At 59.0% G+C, this 17,052-nt stretch carries 15 protein-coding genes; 3 read left to right on the top strand and 12 right to left on the bottom strand.

The features are described 5' to 3' along the window. The 5 genes from H7847_RS05985 to pdxR form a co-directional block, all read right to left on the bottom strand. Complete coding sequence (locus H7847_RS05985; protein ID WP_227268710.1) at window positions 1-870, bottom strand: ABC transporter permease; 870 nt, start codon at window positions 868-870, stop codon at window positions 1-3. A gap of 55 nt (window positions 871-925) precedes the next feature. Next, entirely contained in the window at window positions 926-2,014 is a 1,089-nt protein-coding gene (locus H7847_RS05980) for an ABC transporter ATP-binding protein (protein ID WP_227268480.1), read from the bottom strand. Window positions 2,015-2,081: 67 nt separating this feature from the next. After that, window positions 2,082-3,122, bottom strand: a complete 1,041-nt coding sequence (locus tag H7847_RS05975; RefSeq protein WP_227268479.1) for a polyamine ABC transporter substrate-binding protein — start codon at window positions 3,120-3,122, stop codon at window positions 2,082-2,084. A gap of 105 nt (window positions 3,123-3,227) precedes the next feature. Beyond that, window positions 3,228-4,544 carry an NAD(P)/FAD-dependent oxidoreductase gene (locus tag H7847_RS05970; protein WP_227268478.1) on the bottom strand — a complete coding sequence of 439 codons (1,317 nt, stop codon included), beginning with the start codon at window positions 4,542-4,544 and terminating at the stop codon, window positions 3,228-3,230. 117 nt (window positions 4,545-4,661) lie between these two features. Further along, window positions 4,662-6,143 (bottom strand): MocR-like pyridoxine biosynthesis transcription factor PdxR, encoded by a 1,482-nt coding sequence (gene pdxR, locus H7847_RS05965; RefSeq protein ID WP_227268477.1) that lies wholly within the window; start codon window positions 6,141-6,143, stop codon window positions 4,662-4,664. Window positions 6,144-6,254: 111 nt separating this feature from the next. On the opposite strand from pdxR, the gene H7847_RS05960 reads away from it, so the two are divergent. Further along, window positions 6,255-7,361: a mandelate racemase/muconate lactonizing enzyme family protein gene (locus H7847_RS05960; protein WP_227268476.1), complete on the top strand. Its 1,107-nt coding sequence runs from the start codon at window positions 6,255-6,257 to the stop codon at window positions 7,359-7,361. Between the two features lie 82 nt (window positions 7,362-7,443). Here the strand turns inward: H7847_RS05960 and H7847_RS05955 are convergent, their stop codons facing one another. From H7847_RS05955 to glf, 3 genes are all read right to left on the bottom strand, one after another. Further along, window positions 7,444-8,112, bottom strand: a complete 669-nt coding sequence (locus H7847_RS05955; protein WP_227268475.1) for a hypothetical protein — start codon at window positions 8,110-8,112, stop codon at window positions 7,444-7,446. 3 nt (window positions 8,113-8,115) lie between these two features. Beyond that, window positions 8,116-9,516: a selenium-binding family protein gene (locus H7847_RS05950; RefSeq protein WP_227268474.1), complete on the bottom strand. Its 1,401-nt coding sequence runs from the start codon at window positions 9,514-9,516 to the stop codon at window positions 8,116-8,118. A 263-nt stretch (window positions 9,517-9,779) separates the two neighbouring features. Then, complete coding sequence (gene glf, locus H7847_RS05945; RefSeq protein ID WP_227268473.1) at window positions 9,780-10,940, bottom strand: UDP-galactopyranose mutase; 1,161 nt, start codon at window positions 10,938-10,940, stop codon at window positions 9,780-9,782. A 906-nt stretch (window positions 10,941-11,846) separates the two neighbouring features. Between glf and H7847_RS05940 the strand changes: the two genes are divergently transcribed. Together H7847_RS05940 and H7847_RS05935 are read left to right on the top strand one after the other, a co-directional pair. Further along, window positions 11,847-12,635 (top strand): glycosyltransferase family 25 protein, encoded by a 789-nt coding sequence (locus H7847_RS05940; RefSeq protein ID WP_227268472.1) that lies wholly within the window; start codon window positions 11,847-11,849, stop codon window positions 12,633-12,635. Further along, window positions 12,632-13,519, top strand: a complete 888-nt coding sequence (locus H7847_RS05935; RefSeq protein WP_227268471.1) for a hypothetical protein — start codon at window positions 12,632-12,634, stop codon at window positions 13,517-13,519. The genes H7847_RS05940 and H7847_RS05935 overlap by 4 nt, the downstream gene beginning before the upstream one ends. Window positions 13,520-13,948: 429 nt before the next feature. Here H7847_RS05935 and H7847_RS05930 read toward each other — a convergent pair whose 3' ends face one another. The 4 genes from H7847_RS05930 to urtD are packed head-to-tail and all read right to left on the bottom strand — an operon-like array spanning window position 13,949 to window position 17,046. Next, window positions 13,949-14,278: an FmdB family zinc ribbon protein gene (locus tag H7847_RS05930; protein ID WP_227268470.1), complete on the bottom strand. Its 330-nt coding sequence runs from the start codon at window positions 14,276-14,278 to the stop codon at window positions 13,949-13,951. Between the two features lie 53 nt (window positions 14,279-14,331). Continuing rightward, window positions 14,332-15,561 carry a formamidase gene (gene fmdA / locus H7847_RS05925; RefSeq protein ID WP_227268469.1) on the bottom strand — a complete coding sequence of 410 codons (1,230 nt, stop codon included), beginning with the start codon at window positions 15,559-15,561 and terminating at the stop codon, window positions 14,332-14,334. A gap of 33 nt (window positions 15,562-15,594) precedes the next feature. Then, entirely contained in the window at window positions 15,595-16,284 is a 690-nt protein-coding gene (gene urtE, locus H7847_RS05920) for an urea ABC transporter ATP-binding subunit UrtE (protein WP_227268468.1), read from the bottom strand. Window positions 16,285-16,296: 12 nt separating this feature from the next. Then, window positions 16,297-17,046 carry an urea ABC transporter ATP-binding protein UrtD gene (urtD, locus tag H7847_RS05915; protein ID WP_227268467.1) on the bottom strand — a complete coding sequence of 250 codons (750 nt, stop codon included), beginning with the start codon at window positions 17,044-17,046 and terminating at the stop codon, window positions 16,297-16,299. Window positions 17,047-17,052: the final 6 nt, after the last annotated feature.

Genomic DNA, 17,052 nt, shown 5'->3' with positions numbered 1-17,052 from the left:
TCAATGCCCCCCGCCGGCGATCTGGTCGAGCCGCAAGAACCGCGAGGCGATCCAGAGAATGGCCATGGTCAGCACCAGCAGAACCACCCCCAGGGCGCTGGCCGCCCCCCAGTTCACGAAGAGCTCGATGTTGGAGACGATCTGCATCGACACCATGATGACCCGACCGCCGCCCAGCACCGCAGGCGTCACGAAAAAACCCAGACACAGGATGAAAACCATCAGCGATCCGGCAAAAAGCCCCGGGGTCGAGAGCGGAAAGAACACGTTCCAGAACGCCCGCCGGGGGCTCGCGCCCAGATTGGCGGCGGCATTCATATAATCGCGGTTGATCGATTTCATCGTGCTGTAGAGCGGCAGGATCAGGAAGGGCAGCATGATATGCACCATGCCGATCAGCGTGCCGGTCATGTTGTGCACCATCTTGATGGGCTCTTCCCAAAGGCCCAGCGAGATGCCCCAGTCGTTGACCAGCCCGCGCTTTTGCAACAGCACCAGCCAAGCATAGGTCCGTACCAGCAGCGAGGTCCAGAACGGCAGCAGCACCGTGATGAGGCACAGGCTGGCAAGCCTGCTGGGCAGTTGCGACAGGAAATAGGCCAGCGGATAGCCGATCAGGATGCACAGGCCCGTGGTCAGCAGGCTGACCTGAAAAGTGGTCACGAAAATGCGGGCATAGGATTTCCGGGTGATCATCCGCTCATAGTTTTCAAGCGAAAACTGGCCGTTGGCCCCGATGAAGGAGACATAGAAAAGCCACCCCACCGGAATGACGAGGATCACCAGCACCAACAGCAGTGCGGGCGAACTGAGGCCAAAGAGCTTCAACCGTTCCAGCCGTGCATCCCGGCGCAGACCGGCGGCATTCATCCCGGACGGCACGGGTGTCTCATAGCTGCGCTGCGGGGTGTCTGCGGCCTGCATCCTAGCTCTCCCGCCCATCAATGATCACGGTGTCTTCGGGGGCGAGCCCCAACCGGATCCGATCCCCCTCGGAGGGCAACCCATCCACGGTGCCCTGGCGGACGGCGCCGCGCAGGCTCATGATCTCTCCGTTGTGCAGCTGGGCATTCAGCAGATAGCTGTCGCCCTGATAGATGACCTGTTGGGCCACGGCCTCAAAGGTATTCATGCGCTCCTGCGGGGTGCCCGTCAAAAGGTGAATACGCTCGGGCCGGGCCATCAGCAGCAAGCTCGGAGCCTCCGGCGCTGGGGCTGCGTGGTTCAGGGGCTGATCCTCAAAGACGATCTGTTGCCCGCGCCGCGTGACCGGCAAAAACGTCGAATCACCAATGAAATCAGCCACAAACCGGTTGGCGGGTTTCTCATAGAGATCGCGAGGGGTGGCAAGCTGCATGATCCGGCCATGGTTCACCACGGCGATGCGATCCGACATGGTCAGCGCCTCGCGCTGGTCGTGGGTCACATAGACCGTCGTCATGCCCAGCTTCTCATGCAGGCTGCGCAATTCGATCTGCATCTGGTCGCGCAGTTTCTTGTCGAGCGCCGAGAGCGGTTCATCCATCAGCAGAATGCGCGGCTCAAAGACAATCGCACGCGCCACCGCGACCCGCTGGCGTTGCCCGCCTGAAAGCTGATCGATCCGGCGCTCCCCGAAACCGCCCAGTTGCACGGTCTCCAGCGCACCGGCAACACGTTCGGCAATCTCGGCCTTGGGGACGTTGCGCAGCCGCAGCGGGTAGCCCACGTTGCCCGCGACACTCATATGCGGAAACAGCGCATAGCTCTGGAAAGTCATGCCGACATCACGCAGATGCGGTGGCGTTCTGATGACCTCGCGGTCGCCAAACTTCAGACTGCCGTGGTCCGGGCGGGTAAACCCGGCCAGAACCATCAGCAAGGTCGTCTTACCCGATCCCGACGGCCCCAGAAGGGTCAGGAACTCACCGCTCTCGATTTCAAGCGACACATCATCCAGCGCATGGACCGCGCCGTAGGTTTTGGTCACATGGGAGACAGAAATGGGAAGCGCCTGCGTGTTCGCCGTACTCAAGACCCGATCCTTTTCTTTGCCGGTGGCAGGCCCGGCGGCCTGCCACACGCTCTCTAGTCCTCAGATCTTACTCTGTCAGCATTTCCTGGTACATTTCCGCAGCCGTGGTCTCCCATTCGGCATACCAGGCCAGCGACACCGGAAGCTGCAACGCCGCGTTTTCGGGCGAGGACGGTAGCCCCGCCGCCACCTCAGCATCAATCACACCTGTCTCATAGGCGGCTTTGTTGGTCGGACCATAAGTGATGTAGGTTGGCAGGTCGTCCTGATATTCAGGTTTGGAAATCTCGGCCAGGAACGCCATCGCGGTATCCTTGTTGGGTGCGCCCTTCGGGATGGCAAAACAGTCATAATCCAGCAAGGCCTGATTGAAGCTGTAGGCAACCTGCGCCCCATCCTTGGCCGCATTGTCAAAACGGCCGTTCCAGCCGGTGGTCATATCCACCTCACCGTCTTTCATCAACTGTGCGTGCTGCGCACCCGAGGTCCAGAAAACCGCGATATGAGGGCGCAACTCGCGGATCTTGTTGAGCGCCCGTTCGATGCCTTCCTCCGAGCCCAGAACGTCATAGACATCTTCGGGCGCCACCCCATCCGCCATCAGCGCAGGCTCCAGCGCGCCGGCGACCGTGCCGCGATAGGCCCGGCTGCCGGGGAATTTCTCCACATCCCAGAAATCCGCCCAGCTCTGCGGGCCATCCGCGCCATAGGTTTCGGTGTTCCAGGCATAGACGGTCGAGAAGACATCGCCCCCCACACAATGGTCGGTGTAAAGGCCGGGATAAAAATCCGACACATCGATAATAGAATAATCCAGCTCTTCCAGCAGCCCTTCGGCCGCGGCGCGCGCGGCACTCCCCGACCCGCTGGCCACGATGTCGAGGGTGACCTGCCCCGAGGACACTTGCAGGCGGACGTCAGACATGCCGCCGTAGCTTTCTTCTTTGACTTCAATGCCGGTGTTCGCCGCCGCAGGCTGAAACAGCGCTTTGCTCTGTGCCTCCTGATACGAGCCCCCCCAGGAGGCGATGGTGACCCGCTTTTCCTGCGCGAGCGCAGTTGTGGCCAGCAGTCCGGCGGCGACAGTCAGGATTGTAAGTCTTTTCATTTGGTATTCTCCCTTTCGGTTTTGACGCCACCTATGCGTGGTGGCTTGGTATCGGTATCTCTGGCGGATGAATTGGCTCCGCACCCCTCAGCCTGTGAGGCCAGATCAGGCCACGCGCGCCGCCTTGGTGTATTCGCGGCGGTCGTTCCAGCGGTACCAGGCCACAGCCGCCGGCAGAAACCACGGCTTGCCCGTGTAAAGCGGGCGTGTCGGAAACCGCAGACCGTCGAATGCGGTTTGCCCCTGGCGCAGCCCCAGCACCTTCTGTCCGAGCCGCATGCCGAGATAGCTCGCCATGGACACCCCGGAGCCGCAGTACCCCATCGCGTAATGCACACCGTCATGCATGCCTGTATGGGCCAGTTCGTCAAAAGTATAGGCGACCGTCCCGCTCCAGGTATGGGTCACGCCATAATCGCGCAATTCCGGGAAGATCCGGCACATGCTGTCATAAAGCTTTGGCCCGCTTGCCGCCGGTCCGATTTCGCGGGCGGACACACGGCCCCCAAAGAGGATGCGCCGCCGGTCCGGCGAGGCGCGGTAATAATACACCACCTTGCAGGTGTCGCTGGCGATCCGGTGGGTTGGAAACAATCGGTCGACCAGCGTCTGGGGCAGTGGTTCTGTCGCGATCATGTTACTGCCGATCGGGATCACACGGCGGTGCAGCCAGGGCGTCAAACCGGTTGTGTAGCCATTGGTCGCAACAATCACGTCCCGCGCCTTGACCGTGCCCTTCTCAGAGACGACGCGAAACCCGTCTGCGGTGGGGTCGATCTGCGTCACAGCACAGTGCCCGCAAACCTCCACGCCAGCATCAATGGCCCGTTGCAGCAGCCCGCGATGATATTTTGCCGGGTGCAGACTGGCATGGCGCGGAAACACCAAACCGCCGTGATAGCTGTCCGTGCCCAGTTCGGTCCGCTGCTTTGCGCGCGACACCGGGAAGGCTTCGATGTTTTCCTCCCGTGTCAGCTTGTCAGCCATGCGCGCCAGCGCTTCGTAATGCTGCGGGGTATGTGCGGCATGATACCGGCCCGAACGCTGGAAATCGCAATCAATGTTTTCATCTTTGATCCGCTCTTCGATCCAGGCCAGCGCGTTTTCGCCTTCGTGACGAATGGCCCGCGCTTTCTCCGCCCCAAATCTCCGGGTCAGCTTTTCAAGCGATGGCTTGATGCTGGTGCTGATCTGCCCGCCATTGCGGGTGCTGCAGCCAAATCCGGGGGTGCCTGCCTCCAGAACAAGGGTGCTGCGACCTGCGCGCGCTGTCTCAATCGCCGCGTTCAGCCCGGTGTATCCGGAGCCGACGATCACCACATCTGCGGCCTCCGTCGGGCGTTCGACCAGCGCGAGAGGGGGATCCAGGTGCTCATGCCAATAGGGCTGCTGACTGAAACCCGACAAAAGCCCCTTGCCCATGCGATCCACTCTCCGTTTGCGTGCCTGTCAGACCGGCCACGCGCCCCCAACAGCCTATAATCCTATGGACCCATTGGTCTGATCCTTATATCCATTGTATTTTTTTAGGCATACCAATTAAACTTTCAGCGCCGGTAGCGAGCCGATCACATCAATGCCCTTTTTGATATCGTCCGGCATCGTGCTGCCAAAACCAATGACCAGTCCCTTTCTGGCAATCGGGGCCAGACAATACTGGCTGAGCGGTGCCACCGTCACATTCTTGGCGCGCGCCTGCTCGACCAGTGCCTGTTCGTCCACCCTGTCGTCCAGATAGGCAGGCGTGTGAAAACCGCTGCTCGTTTCCTGCAGGCGAATGGTCTCCGGCAGGGTTCCGGCCGCGCTCATCAAGGCATCGTATCTGGCTTTGTAAAGCCGCCGCATCATGCGGATATGGGTGGAGAAATGCCCTTCATCCATGAAGTCCGACACGGTGGCCTGCGTTGCCGTCGGCGGGCCGCTGATCCAGGATGAAAACACTCGCTCGAAGGTATCGATCATCCGCTCGGGCACCATGACAAAGCCCAGCCGCAGGGAGGGGAACAGGGATTTTGAAAAGGTTCCGACATAAAGCACGCGGCCATGGGTATCGATGCTTTTCAGCGCCGGCTGTGGCCGTGTCCCAAAGTAGAATTCGCCGTCATAGTCATCCTCAACGATCAACGCCCGCGCCTCTGCGGCGGCCTCCAGCAACTCGAATCGGCGCGCCAACGACATCACATGGCCCAGCGGTTGCTGATGCGAGGGCGTCACAAAGGCAAGACGAAAATGCGGTGCCTTTTCAACGGCATCAACGACACGCATCCCCTCTTCGTCAACCGGGATCGGGATCAACTCGGCACCGGTTGCGACAAAGGCGTTGCGGGCCCCCTTGGCACCGGGGTTCTCGAACCAGACCCGGTCCCCCGCATCCAGAAAAAGCTGCCCGATCAGCGAGAACGCCTGCTGCGCCCCAGAGGTGACAAAGACCTGTTCGGGCTTGCAGGTGATCCCGCGGGCGGTGGCCAGATGCGTGGCAATGGCATGGCGCAGCGCCGGATGGCCCTCGGGGGGACCATAGCCCATGACATCCTCGCGATCCCCGCGCAGGTGGCGTGCGGAGATTCGCGCCCATTGTGCCAGCGGAAATGCGTCGAGCGCCGGCAGCGCACTGATGAAGGCCTGCGAGTTATGCGGCAAGCGCGCACGCGGCGCATAGGCCCCCGACGCATGGCTGACGGTATAGGATAATCGGGGCTGGGAGGCCGCCTCGGCTGTGGCTGAGACGGGCGTGGATTGGGGTTTCTGCAACACCAGATTTTTACTGACATAGGTCCCTGCCCCCACACGGGCGGTCAGCATGCCCTCTGAAATCAGCCGGTCGACGGCATCGATCACTGTGGTGCGCGATACGCCGGCCTCGCGCGCCATTGTCCGGCTCGCGGGCAGGCGATCTCCGGGCTTCAGCCAGCCTGACAGCAGAATATCGCGCAGCCCCATATAGAGCTGTACGCTGATGGATTTACGCGATGTCCTGTCCAACTGGATCGAGGACAGCAGGGCACCCGCCTCTCTTTTCATCCCGACCCTCCGGAATTGGTCTTTCCATTTCAGGATAATGGATATTCAACCAAGACCAATACACTGTTTCACTCTCCAGGATAACTCTTCCTTTGTGCTGGTCGCCTTTCCATGAAAATACAATCGATTGAAACCTTCTGCGACGCATTCATCTGCTTTGTGCGCGTGACAGCCGAGGACGGTGCGCAGGGCTGGGGCCAGGTGGCCCCCTATTTTGCGGATATCACCGCCAAAGTGCTGCACCGACAGGTGGCGACGCATGCTTTGGGCAGGGACAGCTTCGACATTGACGCCCTTCTAAATCTGGTCCGGGACCGAGAGCATAAATTTCCCGGCTCCTATCTGCGGCGCGCGATGGGCGGGCTGGACACCGCCTTGTGGGATTTGCGCGGCAAGATCGAAGGCCAGCCGGTCTGTGCCTTGATCGGCGGCACCCCGGGCAGCTTTCGCGCCTATGCTTCGTCGATGAAGCGTGACATCACCCCGAAAGACGAGGCAGACCGTTTCAAACATCTTCGGGACGCCTATGGTTTTGATGCGTTCAAATTCCGCATCGGCGCAGAGGTCGGGTGGGACACCGATGAATGGCCGGGCCGGACAGAAGAGATCATTCCAACGATCCGCAAGGCCCTCGGTGACGACGTGGCGCTTCTGGTGGACGCGAATTCGTGCTTTTCACCCAAACGCGCGATCGAGATCGGCAAGCAGCTGCAGGACAACGGCATTTCGCATTTTGAGGAACCCTGTCCTTACTGGGAGTTCGCCCAGACCAAGGAAGTCACCGACGCCCTTGATATCGACGTCACCGGCGGTGAGCAGGACTGCATGATGGCCAATTGGAAGGGAATGATCGACGGCAGGGTCGTCGATATCGTCCAGCCCGATATCTGCTATCTCGGCGGGATCAGCCGCACTCAGCGCGTGGCACGGATGGCGGCGGAGGCAGGGCTCCCCGTCACGCCGCATTGTGCCAATCTGTCGATGGTTACGCTCTTCACCATGCATCTTTTGCGTGCCATTCCGAACGCCGGGAAGTATCTGGAGTTCTCAATCGAGGGGCTGGATTACTATCCTTGGCAGGACAGGCTTTTCGTCACCGATCCTTTTGAGATTATCGACGGGCGGGCCACCGTGACCGACGCACCCGGCTGGGGGGTCGAGGTACATCCCGACTGGCTGGCCAAATCAGCCTACGAGGTCAGCGCTCTGGAAAGCTGAGGCGGAGAGCGGCGTGGCCGGGTCTGCGGCTTTCCGGGCCAGTTCAATCCCATCCCGGTCACCTTGCCCCTAAGCATCGGGCTCAATGCCCCAGATATACGGATAGAATCCCGAAGCCGCCCACAAGGACAAGGCTCAAAGCCCAGACAAGATCAAGGTTCAGCCAGGTTTTGGAGAGAAACCTGAGACCCAGCCAAAAGTAGATCACAGCCGCGAGGGCACCGCCCGATACGGTCATCGTCATGGTATGAATGGCCGCAACACCGAAGGCGGTCATGATGTTGCTGCCCATCAGGGCCTGCGCGGCCAGGTGGCCGGTTTCATCTGCCCCAATCGCACAAATCCCCAGATAGATGGGTACCAGCATGAGGCCCGCCCCATGGGCCGTCGCGGCCAGAAACGACCAAAGCGTCAGGCGCGCCGGATGCACCCGCGCCAGCAGCCTTGGATGCCGCCGGTTGATGAGCAGATAGCCCCCCATCGCCATCACCAGAATGCCGGCGCCGATCCGGATTTCGACTTCCCAGTCCACCAGAAAGAACATCAGCGTGAAGGGCAGCAGGATAACGATCATCGCCAGAAAATGCCCCACCGCCAGCAGGCCGAGCGCCTTGGGCATGGCGCGTCGCTTGCGCTCCATCAAAGCGGCGGACACAGCCAGAGGCCACCCCATCCCTGGGTTTACACCATGATAGAATCCCGAAAAAATGACGGCCCACCAAAGGGCCGTCAGGGAGACAGTCTCAGGCATCGTTCAGACGGAGGGGTAACAGAAACTGTCTGTCGAACAATCTCCGCCTTCAAGCCGTATCTGATGCGCGCGCAGGCCCTTCGGAAATTCTACATAGAAGTCCTTGTCCAGCTCAAAACCGCCGGTTTCACCCACACGGGCCATCACCATCTGCCCGCCCTCTTCGCCGGGATAGAACTGATCGTCCCAGGTGGAATAGAGCGAATTGGTCCAATAGACCCGTTTGCCGTCCCGGCTGACCTCGACCATTTGCGGGCCAAAGACGAATTCCTTGCCGTTGGGATGCTTTGTTCCGCGGGCAATTCCGCCCAGCTCAACCTTGCCCGCGAGCACCGGGTTCATCGGATCCGAGACATCATACTGATGCATTTCCCCAAGGCCCCAGCAGGCAACATAAAGGTATCTATCATCCAGGCTCAGGTCGATGTCGGTGACCAGCGGCGGCACGGCCTCGAACCCCTGCAACAGCGGTGGCAGATTTTCGGGCTTCTCGGGACGCGGGTCAATTGTGATGGTCTTTTTCGATTGCCAGACACCATCGTCATCACGCCACCAGGTAAAGATGGCCCCTTGCAGATTGGTCGTATCGACCACCACGCCGCAGAATCCATAAGACTTGGTCGGGTCATGCGCGGGGCGGATTTCCAGCGCCATCTGGTAATTCTCGCCAAAATCCATGGTCTGGATATTCTTGCGGGCGCGCAGGTTCCAGAAATGGATGGAATGGCCGTACTTGTTGGAGAGTAGATCTTCGGGCACAACGCCGTTTTCAAACTGCGGTGGCAGGCCCCATTCGGAGCTGACCATATAGTCCTGCGGCAGGTTCCACCAGAAATCGTAGTGCTTGTCCTGCTTGCCGCGATCCATCTCGTAGCGACCGATAATATCAAATGTCTCGCAATCCATGATGAAAATACCGGGGGGGCCCTCTGTGCCATCTGGCCCGCCGCCGCCCAGGGTCGAGACATAGATCCCCTCGGGGCCGCAGTGAATTGTATGGGGACGCGAATAGCCCGTCTTTTCAAAAACTTCCTCAGGCTCAATGGTCTTGTGGATATGCGCCTTCAGCGGGTCTTTCACATCGATGACGTAAATGCGCGAAGACCGGATGCCCGGTACGATCAGATAGCGCCGTTCCAGAAAGGCATGGCCCGACAAGGGCGACAGGGATGAAGAACAGGCATTCCAGCCAAAATGGTGAAACTCGTCGCCTTTGTTCGGCACGATCACCTGATGAACGATTTGCCCGTAGGTGTCAGAGTCCGGTTTCAGATCGATCACCGCAATGCCATCGGACTGCGTGCCGTCCGGGCTGAGCATGACTGTAAAGGCATAGTTTTCCACCGGTGCCTGCATCGCCAGTTTCGGGGATGCATGAAATGTCGGATCAGGTCTTAGGTTCATATCGTTCCTCCCAGTTGATACGTCGTGCCTGTTTTGATCGTTTTTTGTCTTTTGGCTCGCCTCGTCCTTACAAAAGCAAAGAGACGCCCGGCTCCCACACCTGCTGCCGCAATGCCCTCAGGTCACCCTACACTCAGGAATTGAGCGGAGGCGAGAGAATTAATGCATTGGAGAATTCGGCGCACCCGCAGGCACGCCGCTTCGCGCCTGTCGACCTTGGCCGCGCGCGACTCCCTGACAGATCTTGGTGAATTGACCTGCCTTTACAGGATGCGGGCAAACAGAGGCTTGGGCACCTCCCCCCGGCCCAGAGCGTCGAGCGCCGCTTGGGCGGTATCAAGCGCCTCGCGGATGGTCACATCCATATCGAGGTATCTGTAGGTGCCCAACCGGCCCACGAATGTCGTGCCGCTCACGCCTTTTGCCAGTTCCGCGTATTCTCCCAGACGCGCTTTGTCCGAGACCAGCCGGATCGGATAGTAGGGGATGTCCTGCGCCTCGCAGGCCCGTGAATACTCCTTGAACTGCAAGGACCCTTTTGTCTCGTCCAGCGACCAGGGCGCGAAATATTTGTGGTCCGTGATACGGGTCCAGGGCACTTCAGCGTCGCAATAATTCAGAACAGCCGTCCCGATGCCCGCATCATCCTCGACCCTGATCTCTTCGAAATCCAAGGTCCGGTAGGCGAGGCGGCCAAGGCTGTAGCCAAAGAACCGGTCAATGGGCCCGCTGTAGAATACATGCCGCGCGTCCTCATCCAGGCTTTCAAAGCGGGTCTCAAGCCGGGTTTCGATTTTGGGATGATCCAGTATGTGCTGAACGAGATGCGTATACCCACGCGCCGGAATGCCCTGATACATGTGGTTGAAGTAATTGTCGTCATAGGTAAACCGCACAGGCAGACGCTTGAGGATCGATGCAGGCAGCGCCTGAGGCTCCACGCCCCATTGTTTGCGAGTATATCCATGAAAGAACGTCTTGTAGATTTTCTCGCCAACGAATTTCAGAGCCTGATCCTCGAACGACTGCGGATCGTCAATGTCCTGCCGCGATTGTTCCGCGACAAAGGCCTTGGCCTCTGCCGGAGACATCTGCCTGCCAAAGAGCTGGTTGATCGTGTGCAGGTTTATCGGCAGCAGGTAGACGCTGTCCCCAACCACCGCTTTGACACGGTTTACGAAAGGCTTGAATTCCGTAAAGCCGTTTACGTAGTCCCAGACCTCCTTGTCGTCGGTGTGAAAGATGTGCGGACCGTATTTGTGCACCATGATGTTGGTGGCCGCATCCACCTCCGTGTGACAGTTCCCGGCGATATGCGATCGTTCGTCGATGACCAGAACGGCATACCCGGCCTCGGCAAACTTCCGCGCGATCACCGCACCGGAAAACCCCGCCCCAACGCACACTATTCTCTGTCCACTCATCAAGTCCTGCTTTCTTGTCTCGTCAGCACGGTTTCTTTTCCGGCATCAAGGTCGGTCAAGCCTTTCTACCGCCGCGCGCCGGCAAACAAAACGCGGATTTTTTCTTGCGCGGAACTTGGTCTGAAGCCGGTGGCGATGACAACGCCCAAGACCGCGTGAAGAATTCTTCAGACCAGAGCCATTGCGACAGTTTTCCGGTGGCTATATTGCGCGCCGGTGGCGTCCTGCGCGCTTCGCCTGACCCAAAAAGAGCAGCGCTGCGCAATCCCTCCGCGCGTTGCCAAAGCGATAGTGCGGCAGGTCTCAGATTGGATCCTGCCGTCTCGGCCCACAGCTACCGGTCGATTGATACCTTCGGCACTTTGCTTGTCCGGCATTGTAAGTCCCCCGTCGATGCGTTCCGGTTCAGCGCAGAGCATGAGGCCGTCTAAATCATCACAGATCACCTCCCGGATTGCCGCAGTACTGCCGAAGGGTTGGCGGGCAGCATATGGTGCCCATCTCAACAGGTTGTCTTGCCCGTGGGGGGCGTTCTGGCCGCACAAGGGCAAGAAAACCCATTCTGAACTTGCCTCTTGGGGAGACCCTTCTGGGCGGGGCTGAATGATTTCTGCACGTGGAGGCTGTTCAAGGGGAGCGCTTCAACGGCGTCGAAAAATACTTCTTTGGCTCGGCGTACAATTGCCTTTTGGGTCGCAGATGTCCGCTGAGAAAGGCCGACCCATGGTAGAGCTGTAGCTCTTTGGGTATAATAGTTTAAATTTTTCAGTTGATTAGGTGGCTTTCACACAGAGCAGCACACCCCTGCCCTCACGATAAATCCACATTGCGTCAACAAGCGAAAATGTACTAGGTGTAAAAAAATCGTGTATGCATTTGAAGCCGCGCTGGGAGGCGCAAGACTGTTTGAACATCTACGTTTTGAGTTTAGAAACTGCGGTGAAAAGGCGCGAGAACGTATCGAACACGTTTTCGGAACTCGGTATCCCTTTTTCATTTGAGAGCGCCCCGAACGGCAAAAACCTACCCAATGATGTTTTCTTAAAACACTATAACAGCACAAAGAACGGCAAGACCGCCAAACGGGCACTGACAAAAAACGAAATTGCCTGCCTGATGGGACACCGCAAGATATGGCAAAAGATCGCCACAGGAGATGCCCCGCTTGGGCTTGTTCTTGAAGATGACTTTGATTTCTGCGCATCGCCGCAAGAATTCCTGGATGGGTTAGGTACTCTTTCATCCTCCATCGCAGAGCAGTTGATGATAAAAATCGACGGGTACTCAGATCAGGGGACGGTCCTGGGTCGGGTGGCGGGCCACGATTTCTGCGTGTCCTCGCGCATCGCCCCCAGAACAACCGGCTATGTGCTCGGGCGTCAGGCGGCGCAATCGCTTTTGCGTTCCTTTCAGTCGATTGGACGCCCGATTGACAGTGAGATCAAGCACTACTGGGAACACAATGTCCCGGTTTTGTTCATCACACCGCAATTGGTCCGCGAAGGGCCTTTGGGACAGCAAAGCAGCATCGATTCTGCCCGAAATCGGGAGAAGTCGAAATCGCTGCTTGTCCGGTTCTGGAAGAACTTCCGCTACACGGCAGCCATGCAGATCAATAGGATGCGCCATCCCTGCGGCGTTGAGCGGTATCCGGTTCTTTCCAAACTGCAACAAGAGCTGGCAGCAAGGAAATGAAACGAGACAACCTTGTCGTTGTTCGCGCTGGCGCAAACTCGTTGCATCACCGCTGGCTCGAGCTGCCTTATGCGGAGCGGACTTTTGATGTGCTGGTGAGCTATTACTCCAAGAGCGCCTTTGAAGCACATATCGAGGCACCCGGCGTCGAAGCGGTTCTGCATGAGGGTGGCAAGTGGGATGGCCTGTTCAAAACACTCAGCCCGATGGACCTTGAGGCATACCGGTATTACTGGCTGCCCGATGATGACATTGACCTGCCCCCGGCAAAGATAAACGAAATCTTTGCCTGCAACGCGCAATTCAAGCTCGCCATAAGTCAGCCCGCCCTGACGCGGGACAGCTATTACTCGCATTTCTTTTTCAACGCCTGCGGCAGCTTTCTGCTGCGCTACACCAACTACATCGAAATCATGGCGCCCTGCCTCGATCAGCCAACCCTGAAACGGGCGCTGCCTTTTTTTGAAAAATCCATGAGCGGCTTTGGCCTCGACTACGTGTGGTGCCGGTGGGCGGAAACAGGGCCGTTTCGCGTGGCCATCATCGATACCGTTCAGATGCATCATACCCGTCCCGTTGGCAGCGCTTTGAAAGCCTCGATTGCCTCCCAGGGTAAAACACCGGTGGACGAAGAGGCTGTGCTGAAATCAAGCCTGGGCCTGAGCGGCCGCACCGTTCCTCTGGCTTTCGCCGGTCTGTCGCTTGATCATGAACCTGTGGTCGGGCGCGCAAAAATGGCTTTCAGAATGATTGGCGACTGGTTGAGCAATTTCAGCGGATTTAGCGATCGGCGCGGAGCGGCCTCCGGCATCCTCAAAGTATTCAGGCGGCAACTGACAAAACCCCTGAATTTCAGCAGATTGGAAGACCCTCACGAGCGCTGACGGCAGGAGCCTGGCCCTTGCGGTGGCTTGCAGGCGTCGCCACGGTTTTCACGATCCGAGGTCTGGCAGCCTACGTTCAGGTTGTCTGCCTGAGTAGAACCGGCAACAACGTGGCCGCCTCTTTGCAGCGCAGGCTCTACCCGCGTATTGCAAAAATAGCATGTCATTTTTCTTCGACAGCAGCTCTTCAGATTTGCGGATGCGCGTCAGTCAAGCCGCAACAGGGGCGCGTGACGTCATTTCCACGATTGTGGCCGTTTTGTGCGGGACCTTCTGACCTTGACCGGGCTGGTCATCGTCATGGCCCCACGCTCAGCTTGTTGTTTCTCGTTTTCGGCCCTCCGGCAATATATGGGGTTCGCAGCATGATCGCCCGCGTCCGGGATATCATGCGGGCTGAGCGCGCGCCCTCAGCCCGCAGACCCCAGATCAGTGTGAAATCATCCATGGTCGCTTGCTCGGAAATGACTTCGATCCATCCGAGTGATGCAGTGTTTTTGACGGGCGCGCCGCAGAAGAGGAACAACACGCACATCCCGGTCCATGGCTGGACCGCTTGGGGCTGTCGGCACTGCGTTCGTTGGTCTCATGCGCGCGCCGTTTGCTGCCCGACATGACAGCCAGGCGCGGCGCGTTCATGAGAACCCGATCCGCCGTCCGAGCACAGGACGGACATCCACAGGGGTCGGCATAGTTCTGCAGCGATGCAAACGCGCTGAAAGGGCCGCAGTCCTCACAAAGGTAGTCATAAAGTGGCATGTTTTCCCCATCCCAGGTGAATGTGCAGCCCCCACAGGGGCCGCAGAGCAGAATTACAGATCAGGCGCGATAGGCATGTCGACAGACCCGTCGAGGTATGTCGTCGGGCCTTGCGCATTGGGCATCATATCCCACTCAAAGATCTCGTTGGGCAGCCAGAGCGTGGCACAGGCGTTGGGAATATCCACCACGCCCGAGATATGCCCCTGCACCGGGGCGGTGCCGAGGATCGAATAGGCCTGCGCACCCGTATAGCCGAATTTCTTGAGGTACTCGATGGCGTTGAGACAGGCCTGACGGTAGGCGATGTGCACATCCAGATAGTGCTGCTCGCCACTCTCATCGACGCTGATGCCCTCGAAGATCAGATAATCATCATAGACCGGCTTGATCGGCGAGGGTTTGAAGATCGGGTTCTTGATCCCGTATTTGGCCATGCCATCCTTGATGAGCGACACCTTGAGGTGCAGCCAGCCTGCCATTTCGATGGCCCCGCAGAAGGTGATCTCGCCATCGCCCTGGCTGAAGTGCAGATCCCCCATCGAAAGACCCGCGCCATCCACATAGACCGGGAAGTAGATCTTGCAGCCGCGGCTGAGATCCTTGATGTCGCAGTTGCCGCCATGTTCACGCGGCGGCACGGTGCGCGCGGCCTCAGTTGCTGCCTTGTCGCGCGCGTCGCCCTTCATCGCCCCCATATGCGCGCTCTGCGTGTTGGGCAGGGCCGCCAGCGGCGGCACCCGCTCGGGGTCGGTGTTGAAAAGCTTGGTCTCGCGGCTGTTCCACATGTCCAGCATTTTGCGGTCGGGCAGGCAGCCGATCAGGCCGGGGTGGATGAGCCCCGCGTATTTCACGCCGGGCACATGGCGCGATTTGGTGAACATGCCGTCGAAATCCCAGATCGATTTCTGCGCGGACGGAAAATGGTCCGTCAGAAAGCCACCGCCGTTATTCTTGGAGAAAAACCCGTTGAAGCCCCAGTTCATCTCCTCGACCGCACCGATATCGAGGATATCGACGACCAACAGGTCGCCGGGTTCCGCGCCCTTTACGCCGATGGGCCCCGACAGATAGTGCACCTGTTCCAACTCCACATCGCGCACGTCCGAGGCGTCATCGTCATTCTTGATCTGACCGCCGGTCCAGTCATAGGTCTCGATCTTGAAATCATCGCCCGGCTCGACCCAGACATTGATCGGGATGTCGGGGTGCCAGCGGTTGTGCACATTCTCATTGGTGTGCGGGCTCTCAGCCAGATCTACCGAGATCAATGTGTCAGCCATGGTGTTGTCCTCTCTCTTGGTTCTTGGTCTTGGTCAAACGGATAGGAATTTGGAGACCCGCGCCTCGTCGATGCCATCGCGCGGGCTGTCGTGCACGAAGGTGCCGTTCTCGATCACGATCACCCGGTCGGCCACATCGAGCGCAAAGCTCAGCACCTGCTCGGAGACCACGATGGTCAGCCCCTTCTGGTCGCGGATCTTGCGCAGGGTCCGCGCCATCTCGCGGATGATCGAGGGCTGGATGCCCTCGGTCGGCTCATCCAGCAACAACACCTTGGGGTCACTGGCCAACGCGCGGGCAATCGCCAATTGCTGCTGTTGCCCGCCCGACAGGTTGCCGCCGCGCCGCGATTTCATCTCCAGCAGCACCGGAAAAAGCTCGTAGATGTCCTCGGGCACCTCCTTGGTGCCTGTGGTGGTCAGCCCGGTTTCGATGTTTTCGCGCACGGTCATCGACGAAAAGATCATCCGCCCCTGCGGCACGTAAGCGATACCGGAGGCCACGCGCTGATGGGGTTTCTTGCCGACAATCGAGACATCGCCCACCCGCGCATCCCCGCCCCGTTCCGGCACAATCCCCATGAGCGTTTTCATCAGCGTGGTCTTGCCCATGCCGTTGCGCCCCATGATCGCGACGATCTCGGCCGGTTTCACATCGAGGTTGATCCCGTGCAGCACTTCGGATTCGCCATAGGTCGCGCGGAGGTTTTCAACAGACAGCATGTGCAGGCTCCTTCAATGGCCGAGATAGACTTCGATGACTTTCGGATCGTTCTGCACCCGCTCCATCGAGCCCTCGGACAGGGTCTTGCCCTGGTGCAGCACGGTCACCCGCGTGGCGATATCTTCGACAAAGCCCATGTCATGTTCGATCACGATCACCGAGCGGTCCTTGATGATCTTGTTGAGCAACTCGGCGGTCTTTTTACGCTCCGCCACCGACATGCCGGCCACGGGCTCATCCAGCATCAAAAGCTCCGGGTCCTGAATGAGCAGCATGCCGATCTCCAGCCATTGTTTTTGCCCGTGGCTGAGAAAGGCCGCCTTTTCGTCCAGCAGCGCCTCCAGAAAGATCGTCGCGGCGATCTCTGCGATCCGGGCTTTGACGATCGCGTCCCGGCGAAACGCAAGTGCGCCAAAGACACTGTGGCCACGGGGATAGGACAACTCGAGATTCTCAAAGACGGTCAGGTCTTCGTAGACCGACGGGGTCTGGAATTTGCGACCGACACCGGCCAGCACGATCTGGTCTTCGCGTTTGTTCAGAAGCTCCTGCCCCTTGAAGTTCACGGACCCGCTGGTGGCCTTGGTACGCCCGCAGATCAGATCCAGCACAGTGGTTTTCCCCGCCCCATTGGGGCCGATGATAACGCGGCATTCGTTGGGCTCCACGTAAAAGCTCAGGTCATCCACCGCTTTGAACCCGTCAAAGGAAACGGTCAGCCCTTCGACCATCAGCAGGAAGTTGGGGTTATTGTCGAGCATCTGACA

It is taken from the genome of Roseobacter weihaiensis (genome assembly GCF_020622345.1).
GTDB lineage: Bacteria > Pseudomonadota > Alphaproteobacteria > Rhodobacterales > Rhodobacteraceae > Roseobacter > Roseobacter weihaiensis.
Note: the sequence above shows the minus strand (reverse complement) of the source record. Positions and strands in the feature narration are given on the sequence as shown.